The organism is Faecalimonas sp. LCP19S3_D12 (assembly GCF_052121495.1).
Classification (GTDB): domain Bacteria; phylum Bacillota; class Clostridia; order Lachnospirales; family Lachnospiraceae; genus Faecalimonas.
Genome location: NZ_JBQKED010000041.1, coordinates 25,102 through 32,780 on the forward strand (window position 1 = coordinate 25,102; position 7,679 = coordinate 32,780).

General features: G+C 41.6%; 7 protein-coding genes. All 7 read right to left on the reverse strand.

Annotated features, from left to right (window positions below):
• Positions 1-1,437 carry an ATP-dependent Clp protease ATP-binding subunit ClpX gene (clpX, locus tag ACTQXY_RS12170; RefSeq protein WP_004614618.1) on the reverse strand — a complete coding sequence of 479 codons (1,437 nt, stop codon included), beginning with the start codon at positions 1,435-1,437 and terminating at the stop codon, positions 1-3.
• A 91-nt stretch (positions 1,438-1,528) separates the two neighbouring features.
• The gene (trxB, locus tag ACTQXY_RS12175) at positions 1,529-2,458 is read right to left on the reverse strand and encodes a thioredoxin-disulfide reductase (RefSeq protein ID WP_004614619.1); all 930 of its coding nucleotides are present in this window, start codon (positions 2,456-2,458) and stop codon (positions 1,529-1,531) included.
• A gap of 10 nt (positions 2,459-2,468) precedes the next feature.
• A complete protein-coding gene (trxA, locus tag ACTQXY_RS12180) occupies positions 2,469-2,798 on the reverse strand; it encodes a thioredoxin (protein WP_022250564.1) in 330 nt (109 codons plus the stop codon).
• A gap of 89 nt (positions 2,799-2,887) precedes the next feature.
• Entirely contained in the window at positions 2,888-3,556 is a 669-nt protein-coding gene (locus tag ACTQXY_RS12185; RefSeq protein ID WP_004614621.1) for a Crp/Fnr family transcriptional regulator, read from the reverse strand.
• Positions 3,557-3,559: 3 nt separating this feature from the next.
• Positions 3,560-5,521: an NAD-dependent DNA ligase LigA gene (gene ligA / locus ACTQXY_RS12190; protein WP_441659671.1), complete on the reverse strand. Its 1,962-nt coding sequence runs from the start codon at positions 5,519-5,521 to the stop codon at positions 3,560-3,562.
• A 10-nt stretch (positions 5,522-5,531) separates the two neighbouring features.
• A complete protein-coding gene (gene rluF / locus ACTQXY_RS12195; RefSeq protein WP_441659672.1) occupies positions 5,532-6,293 on the reverse strand; it encodes a 23S rRNA pseudouridine(2604) synthase RluF in 762 nt (253 codons plus the stop codon).
• Positions 6,294-6,301: 8 nt separating this feature from the next.
• Positions 6,302-7,585, reverse strand: coding sequence for a M18 family aminopeptidase (locus tag ACTQXY_RS12200; RefSeq protein WP_441659673.1), 1,284 nt, complete (start codon positions 7,583-7,585; stop codon positions 6,302-6,304).
• Between the last annotated feature and the right edge of the window lie 94 nt (positions 7,586-7,679).

Sequence of the window (7,679 nt, forward strand, 5' to 3'; positions counted from 1 at the left end):
TTAGCCGGTAATCAGCTCCTGTCCTCTCATCGCAATAAGTGGACCGCCCGTTCCTTCTATATATTCTTTTGTGATAGTAACCTGACCAATATTGTCATCTTTCGGAATCTCATACATAATATCGAGCATAAATTCCTCAATGATTGAGCGAAGCGCTCTCGCTCCGGTATCTTTCTTCATCGCCTTTCTTGCAATCGCATGCAATGCTTCCTCATCAAAGTTCAATTTTACTTCATCAAGTTCCAAAAGCTTCTGATACTGTTTTAAAATTGCGTTCTTTGGCTCTTTTAAAATCTTGACAAGCATGTCTTCATCCAATCCCTGAAGGGTAAAGATAATCGGAAGTCGCCCGATAAATTCCGGAATCATTCCGAAATTGCGAATATCCTCCACTGTTACTTTCGACAAAATATCTTTATCATTGTTGTATTTATCTTTCAAATCTGCAATAAATCCCATCGATGCCTGTTTATTCAATCTCTCTTTGATAATCTGCTCCAAATCCGGGAACGCTCCCCCACAGATAAACAGAATATTTTTCGTGTTGACCGTCGTGAGCGGTACCATTGCGTTCTTGCTGTTCGCGCCTACCGGCACCTCCACGTCACTTCCTTCCAACAATTTTAACATTCCCTGCTGTACGGATTCTCCGCTGACATCTCTCTGGTTCGTATTTTTCTTCTTTGCAATCTTGTCAATCTCATCAATAAAGATAATTCCACGCTCTGCTTTTTCCACATCATTGTCCGCTGCCGCTAACAATTTGGAAACCACGCTTTCAATATCATCACCAATATATCCCGCCTCTGTCAATGATGTCGCATCTGTGATCGCAAGCGGTACATCCAAAAGTCTCGCGAGTGTCTTTACAAGATATGTCTTACCGCTTCCGGTTGGTCCGATCATCAACATATTAGATTTTTCAATCTCAATCTCATCCATCGTATTTGTCGCAACTCGCTTGTAGTGGTTATAGACAGCCACTGAGATCGCCTTTTTTGCATATTCCTGTCCAATCACATAATCGTCTAACTGTGCTTTAATCTTATGCGGTGCCGGAATGTCACGGATATTAAACACAGGTTCCGCCTTCTTTTCTTCCGGCTTTTTCTTCTTCACCTGCTGCCTTTTTGGTATCATATTCTCCATGTCCGACAAATTTAAAAACTGTACGCCCGGCATATTCATCAGCTGACTTAAATCAAACTTATTATTGTTCATCATATCAAAACTTTTCTGCATACAGTCTGAACAAACGCAAATATCATTCGGGAGATCGATCATCTTTCCTGCAACACTCTCCGGTCTGTGGCACATAAAACAGAATTTCTCATACTCTTCATTCTCTTTTTTCTCTTCCTTCACTACTTCCGGAACTTCTTTTTTCTCGCTGTCTATATCTATATCCATCTCATTTATATTATCTTTTTCTGCCATAGTTATCCCTTCTTTCCTACATATGATTTTATTATATATGAGATATTCTTATCACACAAGTGAACTTTTTATAAACTAAAAACGGTGAGAGCTATTCTCCCACCGCAATGTATTCCTCAATATACTTCGATGCCACCGCACCGTCCGCCACCGCCGTCACAATCTGCCGGAGCGGTTTCTTTCTCAAATCGCCAACCGCATACACTCCCGGAATATTGGTCCGTGTCGTCTCGTCTGCGAGCACATACCCTCCTTCATCGAGGTCAATCTGTCCTTTGACAAGCTCTGTGTTTGGCACATTTCCAATTGCAACAAACACTCCGTCGCAATCAATTTCAGACACTTCGCAATTTTCCTTATTTTTCACTTTCACTCCGGTGACAAGATCATCTGCAAGCACTTCCACCACTTCTGAATTCCAGATAAATTCCAAATTTTCTGCCTCGTTCAGGGAATCCATATATGTCTTGGATGCTCTCAACTCATCTCTTCTGTGCACCAGATATACTTTTTTACAGATTTTAGATAAAAACAAAGCATCTGCAACCGCAGTATTTCCACCACCTACGATCACAACTGTCTTTCCTCTGTAAAACATTCCATCACAGGTTGCGCAGTAAGATACTCCACGCCCTCTCAGTTCTCTTTCATTTGGAAGTCCAAGTTCTCTCGGATAAGCTCCCATCGCAAGAATAACCGTTTTCGCCTCGTATGTTCCATCTGATGTAACGATAACTTTCGGCTGTTTTTCTAAATCCACACTCTGCACTTCCGCGATCTTTGTCTCCACGCCGAACCGCTCTGCGCCCTGCTTCATCTGCATTCCAAGTTCAAATCCATTGATTCCTTCTGTAAAGCCCGGATAATTTTCTACAATCTCTGTCGTCCCCATCTGTCCGCCCGGAGCGAATTTTTCTACTACAAGCGTGGTTAAGTTTGCCCTTGATGTGTAAAGCGCAGCCCCGTATCCTCCGGGACCGCCTCCGATGACAATCACATCATAAAAATTTTTATTTTCCATCTCACATCTCCTACAGTTGTACACCGTGTCCGAGCAGCCAGCTCTCAAGCTCTGCTTTTGACATCGCTCCTACATTCGTTCCTTTCACTTCTTTTGCATCCACAAGCTTCAATGTCGGAATGCTCATCACACGATACTCCTGAGCCAGTTCCGGATCATCATCAATGTTGATTTTTACGACCTTTACTTTTCCTTCATGTGCTGCTGCCACCTCATCTACAATTGGCGCAAACATCTTGCAAGGCATGCACCAGTCTGCGAAAAAGTCAATTAATACCGGGACATTTGACTCCAAAACCTCTTGTGTATAGTTGCTGTTTGTTACTTTCATTACTGACATATCTATTTCCTCCTACAATATAATTTTCTGTTTCTTGATGACTCTATCATACAGGATATGACATTCTCTTTCTGTGACATTGTCACACTTTATCTTCTGCTGTCTTTCGCAAGTTCATACAGACGATCTTCATCTATGATCTCAATGCTCCCGCGCGACAGGCTGACAAGCTGTTCTTTCTGAAAATACTTCAGCATTCTGGTAATCACCTCTCTTGCCGTTCCCAGATGGTGAGCGATCTCTTCATGTGTCATTTTCAGCATGCTCTCTCCTGTAATCTCCATCTCTTCCACAAGCAGTGCAGCAAGTCTCACATCCACACTTTTATTTAAAATCTGTTCCATCACCCACATCACATCTGAAAATCTCGACGCCATGAGGTCGTTTGTAAAATTTGCAACCGGAAGAGAGGTATGTATCAAATTCTGATAAACAGAGGTCGGTATTGTCAGAACCTTAGAATCTTCTCTCGCCTCTATAATCACCTCGAACTGAATATTATTCATAATACAGGATGCCGCAAAAAGACATGCATCTCTTTGAAACATTCTGTATAATGTGATCTCTTTCCCGTCTTCCGACAGCGTATATGCACGAAGTTGTCCTTCTTCCACAATGATCAACCCTGTACAGTCCTCCGAACCATTGTGTATAATGGTTCCTTTTTTCACATTCTGTACCAGTATCCTGTTTTTCAGTTCCTCTTGTTCTTCTTTTGTAAGTTTCGCCCAAAATGGAACGAGTTCTTCTATCTGCATTCTTTATTCACCTTCCAGCATTTTTAAAAATGTCTCTTCTGAGATAATCGGAACCCCCAGCTCTCTCGCTTTTTTATTTTTTGAAGAGGTTGACTCTATATCATTATTAATCAGATAGTTTGTCTTAGAAGTGACAGAGCCCGTCACCTTTCCTCCTTTACTTTCAATTACAGCCTTTACTTCATTTCGATTTGCAAAATGTTCCACACTTCCTGTAATTACAAAGTTCATATTTTCAAAAATCTGAGCCTCTTTGCTCTCTTCTTCCTTTGGTATCTCCAATTCTGTTAAAAGTCTTCGGAATTCTTCCACATGCTGCTCTTTTGCAAAATAGGAAACAAACGCTTTCGCAATCACAGGACCGATTCCCGATATTTCACTCAATTCTTCCTCTGTAACATGAAGCATTTTCTCTATATCAAAGTTCAGTTCTTTACAGATTACCTTTGCGTTGGCAAGTCCGATATTCGCTATTCCAAGACTGTAAATGAGTTTTGGCAGTGTTGTCACACTTGCTTTTTCAATACTTTTTTGTAGATTTACATAAGATTTTTCGCCAAATCCTTCCATGGATTTAATTTCATCTTTATACTGCTCCAAATGAAAAATATCTGAATAATGATTGATAAATCCCTTTGCGATAAATTTCTCTAATGTCGCCTCTGAAAGTCCATCAATATTAAGTGCATCTCTGCTCACAAACAGCGCAAATGATTTCAGATGCTTTGCCCCGCACTCTTCGTTCGTACAGTAGAGCGCCTTTGCATCACTGACTTTTCGGATCTCTGTCTTGCCATGACAGACCGGACATTCCTCAGGAATATCTTTCACACCGCTTCGTGTCAGGTTTTCTGCAATCTGCGGAATGATCATGTTTGCTTTATAGACTGCGATCGTATCGCCAATGCCAAGCTCTAATTCTTCCATAATGCTGATATTGTGAACACTCGCACGGCTCACCGTCGTCCCTTCCAGTTCCACCGGTTCAAAAATTGCAACCGGATTGATAAGCCCTGTTCTTGACGGACTCCACTCAATCTCAAGAAGGGTCGTCTCTCGGATCTCATCTGCCCATTTGAACGCAAAGGAATCTCTCGGGAACTTGGAGGTTGTACCAAGCGACTGCCCATATGCAATGTCATCATATACAAGCACCAGACCATCTGACGGAAAATCATTGTCTGCAATCTTCTCCGAAAAGAATTTCACACGCTCTTCAATCGTGCCGGCTGTGACCTCATATCCTTCCACCACTTCAAATCCTTGTTCTTTTAACCATTCCATCTGATAAATTCTGGAATTCTTAAAGTCTACGTCATCTGCTTTTACAAGTGAAAATGCGAAGAACTTCACATTTCTTTTTGCAGTAATCTCATTATTCAACTGGCGTACCGAACCGCTGCACAGATTTCTTGGATTTTTATATTTTGCATCTACATCTTCAATCTCTTCATTGATTTTTTCAAAATCACGATAGCCGATGATCGCCTCTCCACGCAGAATCAATTCTCCCTGATAAGAGATATGAAGCGGCAGGTTCTGAAATACCTTCGCATTGTTAGTGATAACCTCTCCGACCTCTCCATTTCCCCTTGTTACTGCTTTTTGTAAAGTGCCATTCTGATATGTCAGCACTATTGTCAACCCATCTAATTTCCAGGAAATCCTTGCTTTCTGGCTTCCCAGAAATTCTTTTAATTTCGACACTTCCTTCGTTTTATCTAAAGAAAGCATCGGTTTTTCATGCCGTTCTTTCGGAAGCTCACTTAGCACCTCATACCCTACATTGACTGTAGGACTTGATGCCAATGTAATTCCCAGTTCTTTTTCCAACGCAAGTAACTCATCGTAAAGTTTGTCATATTCATAGTTGCTCATAATCTCCGCAGCTCCCTGATAATATGCCTTTCCTGCCTCATTCAGCAATTTTACCAGTTCCTGCATACGCTGTTTTTTTTGTTCCATGCTTTCTACCTCATTGCTCCTGTTTCTTTGGGATCACCGTCTCATTGGAAGAATCCTTGATCAATTCATATAATTTTTGAATTTCTTCTTCCGTCACCTTCCGGTATTCTCCCGGCTTTAACTCTCCAAGTGTGATGTTCATTACCCTGATACGTTCCAGTCTTGTCACTTTATAACCAAGATATTCACACATCCTGCGAATCTGCCTGTTGAGTCCCTGTGTCAAAATAATCCGGAATTTATATTTTCCGATCATCTCCACCTTACATTTTCTCGTGACCGTATCAAGAATCGGCACACCTTCCGCCATCTTCTCAATAAATTCTTTTGTCACCGGCTTATTGACTGTAACTTTATATTCCTTTTCATGCTGATTTCCTGCGCGCATCATCTTATTGATAATGTCTCCATTATTTGTCATCAAAAGCAGCCCTTCTGAATCTTTATCAAGCCTTCCGATATATGTGACCCTTGTCGGATAATTCAAAAACCGAATAATATTGTTTTTTTCTTTTTTTTCTTCTGTGCAGACGATTCCAACCGGCTTGTTGACCGCAAGCAGCACCATCTCATTTTTCTGCCGAACTTCTTTCTTGCCTACACACACTCTCTGGGAAGGACTGACACGCATTCCCATCTCTGCACGCTTTCCATCCACGGTCACTTTCCCGCTTTCAATCAGACGGTCCGCCTCTCTTCTGGAACAGACGCCTGCCTCACTCAAAAACTTATTCAATCTTACTGTTGTCTCTGTAGTTTGATTTTCTCTCATCTTTTCTCCTATAAACTAAAATATGCCTTGATAAATCTGGTCAGACTCTCCTGATCTTTTGCTCCCATCAGTTCTCTGCTGGAATGCATTGCAAGCAACGGCACACCCAAATCTACCGTTCTCACCGGAAGCATCGCCGATGCGATTGAACCGAGTGTTCCGCCCCCCGTCACATCCGAACGATTTACAAATTTTTGATACGGAATCTGTTCTTTTTCACAAATCTGCTGCACGATTCCGACCGCTTCACTGTCTGTTGCATAGCTTTGTGAGCATGCTTCTTTAATGCAGAACCCTTGATTCAACATATTCTTATTTGTCGGGTCATATTTTCCCCCATAGCTTGGATGAAATCCATGACTGACATCCACAGACATTAAAAGCCCCTCCGCAAGTGCATTCTTGTACATCTGTTCAGATGCTCCAAGTGAAAGATAAATTTTCTCCAGCAAATACGGAAGCATCATAGATCCGGCTCCCTGCTTTGTCCTGCTGCCGACTTCCTCATGATCAAATATCGCGATCACATTCAGCCCTTCTTTTCGTTCACCTTCTAAAATTCCATCGACAAGCGCCTGAACAGACGTGAGATTATCCAGTCTCGGCGCCGAGAGGAATTCTTCGTGCAATCCTATCTTCTCTGCCCTGTCTGCATTATACAGATTCAATTCATAATCCAAAATCTCATCCACCTGCACTTGAAGCTTTTCCGCAAGCGCACTCAAAAAACAGTTTTTATCCACCTCTTCTTCCAAGATTCCCACAATCGGAAGCATCTGTGTCTGTTTATTCAATTCTACGCCCTTATTCATCTCTCGTTCCAGATGAATCGCAATATTCGGAATCGTAAATACTGTTTTCTCGAGATCAACGAGACTAACTTTTGGACGAAATACATCATCAGATTTTAAGACGACACGTCCTGCGGCAGACAGTCCACGATCCAGCCAACTTGACAAATTCACCCCGCCATAACTCTCCACATTAAGTTGTATATATTTTTCTGTAGTCACCTCCGGATTTGGTTTGATACGAAATCCCGGAAAATCCCCATGTGCTGCCGTAATTCGGAAACTCTCTTTTTCTTGAAAACGACTCCCGATCGTAAATGCAAAAATACTGGAGCCATGATGAATCACCATATATTTCCCGCCTTTTTGCAAATTCCAGTTGTTTTTCCAACACAGTTCCTCATATCCCTGCTTTGCTAACTGATCTTTCACTGCTTCCACTGTATGAAACTGTGAGGTTGCCTTCCTGATAAGCGAAAGTAAGTTACTCAAACTTCCCACACCAATAAGGTGTGATTAACCTTGAAAATTCAATATTTCAGCCAATTAAAAAGGCATAAATACGTTCCTTTGGTATAATGGAATTGTCGAAAAA

Bases quoted from the DNA above. Each gene is read 5' to 3' on its own strand.
- trxA (WP_022250564.1), bottom strand. From the start codon at position 2,798: ATGTCAGTAATGAAAGTAACAAACAGCAACTATACACAAGAGGTTTTG.
- clpX (WP_004614618.1), bottom strand. From the start codon at position 1,437: ATGGCAGAAAAAGATAATATAAATGAGATGGATATAGATATAGACAGC.
- ligA (WP_441659671.1), bottom strand. From the start codon at position 5,521: ATGGAACAAAAAAAACAGCGTATGCAGGAACTGGTAAAATTGCTGAAT.
- trxB (WP_004614619.1), bottom strand. From the start codon at position 2,458: ATGGAAAATAAAAATTTTTATGATGTGATTGTCATCGGAGGCGGTCCC.
- ACTQXY_RS12185 (WP_004614621.1), bottom strand. From the start codon at position 3,556: ATGCAGATAGAAGAACTCGTTCCATTTTGGGCGAAACTTACAAAAGAA.
- rluF (WP_441659672.1), bottom strand. From the start codon at position 6,293: ATGAGAGAAAATCAAACTACAGAGACAACAGTAAGATTGAATAAGTTT.